This is a genomic window from Mesorhizobium sp. M2A.F.Ca.ET.042.01.1.1 (assembly GCF_003997405.1).
Lineage (GTDB): Bacteria > Pseudomonadota > Alphaproteobacteria > Rhizobiales > Rhizobiaceae > Mesorhizobium.
In genome coordinates this window covers 1-1,566 of sequence record NZ_RZRX01000533.1, presented here as the reverse complement: position 1 = coordinate 1,566, position 1,566 = coordinate 1, and the positions used below count along the sequence as shown (strand labels likewise).

1 protein-coding gene and 2 pseudogenes are annotated in these 1,566 nt (G+C 63.4%); all 3 read left to right on the top strand.

Annotated features, from left to right (window positions below):
- Positions 1-89 precede the first annotated feature (89 nt).
- Positions 90-344: pseudogene (locus EOA23_RS34580) on the top strand (DUF2958 domain-containing protein); the annotation flags it as partial.
- Positions 345-480: 136 nt separating this feature from the next.
- Positions 481-1,332: a ParB/RepB/Spo0J family partition protein gene (locus EOA23_RS34575; RefSeq protein WP_245474452.1), complete on the top strand. Its 852-nt coding sequence runs from the start codon at positions 481-483 to the stop codon at positions 1,330-1,332.
- Positions 1,289-1,566 (top strand): annotated as a pseudogene (locus EOA23_RS36805) (chromosome partitioning protein ParB); the annotation flags it as partial. The gene EOA23_RS34575 and the pseudogene EOA23_RS36805, both read left to right, overlap by 44 nt.

The window sequence follows — 1,566 nt, the reverse complement described above, 5'->3', positions numbered from 1 at the left end:
TCATAGTTATGTGAAGCGATCGTGTCCCCGCCGAGTAGAAATGCAGGGGATAGGATCGCCTTCACTCCATAATCACGTACACGACATAGTTCGGGCTCTGCGATCTCGGCTTCGGCTTCCCGGAACTCGGCAGCGTCAGCCTCGCCGAACTGCAAGCCGTCAAGGGACCGCTTGGCCTCGGCATCGAGCGCGATCTCTATTTTCGTGCGCGGTTTCCGCTCTCGGTCTACGCGCAAGCCGCCCGTATTGCCGGCCACATTACCGAGGCCGAGCGGCTTTTGCGGCAGGCCGCCGCCGCTCTCGAAATCCCCACTCCCGAGCTTCCGCCAGACCGGGCGGAATGACCGCGCCGCCAGGCGCAAACATCCCGCCGCTCGGCCTGCGGCCTCGCGGTGGGCTTTTAAAAGCCCAGTCAAAGGAGAAAGACCCATGCAGCTTGCCCATGTTTTTATCGACCAGTTGAGCGTTTCCGCCATCAACATGCGTCATTCAAAGCGCGCGCCAGACATATCCGACATCCTGCCGTCGGTCAGGGCGCGCGGCGTGCTCGTGCCGCTCCTGATCCGGCCCAATGGCACGCCGGACAGCTTCGAAATCGTCGCCGGGCGGCGGCGCTATTTCGCAGCCAAAACGGTCGCCGACGAGCGCGGCGAGGCCGAACCGCTGCCCTGCGCCATCATGGAAGAAGGGGACGACGCCGATGCGCTGGAGGCTTCGCTCATCGAGAACATCGCCCGCCTCGACCCTGATGAAGTCTCGCAATGGGAGACCTTTGCCCGGCTGATCAAGGAGGGCAGGGGCATCGCCGACATTGCCGCCACCTTCGGCCTAACCGAGCCTCAGGTGAAGCGCATTCTGGCGCTCGGCGACCTGTTGCCGAAGATACGCGAAGCCTATCGCCGCGAGGAGATCGACACCGAAACCGTGCGGCATCTCACCATGGCTTCCAAGGCACAGCAGAAGGACTGGCTGGCGCTCTTTTGCGATCCCGACAGCCGAGCCCCGCGCGACTGGCAATTGAAGCAATGGCTGTTCGGCGGCCAGTCGATTTCGACCAAGGTGGCGCTGCTTCCAATCGAGGACTATCCCGGCCTGATCGTCTCCGACCTGTTCGGCGAGGACAGCTATTTCGCCGATGCCGACCTGTTCTGGCAAAAGCAGAACGAGGCCATCGCAGCCAAGCGCGACGCCTATATCGAAGCCGGCTGGCCCGAGGTGGTCGCGCTCGAACCGGGCCAGTATCCATTCGTGGGACTACGAAAAGACGCCGAAGAAGAAGGGCGGCAAGGTGATCATCACCGTCTCGCAGCGCGGCGAGGTGGAATGTCATGAGGGCTACCTGTCGCGCAAGCAAGCGCGCCGCGTCCGCGCAGAAGGCGAGTTTGGTGAGGAAGCCGAACCGCGTGCCAAACCGTCGCGTCCCGAGTTGAGCGGGCCGATGCAGAACTATGTCGATCTGCACCGTCACGCCGCCGTGCGCACCGCCTTGCTCGATCATCCGGGCGTCGCGCTGCGCCTGATGGTGGCGCATGCGATTGTCGGCTCGAGCCTGTGGACGGTACGTCC

What these genes read in the sequence shown, in the direction of transcription:
- EOA23_RS34575 (WP_245474452.1), top strand. Translation starts at nt 481, where the DNA reads ATGCGTCATTCAAAGCGCGCGCCAGACATATCCGACATCCTGCCGTCG.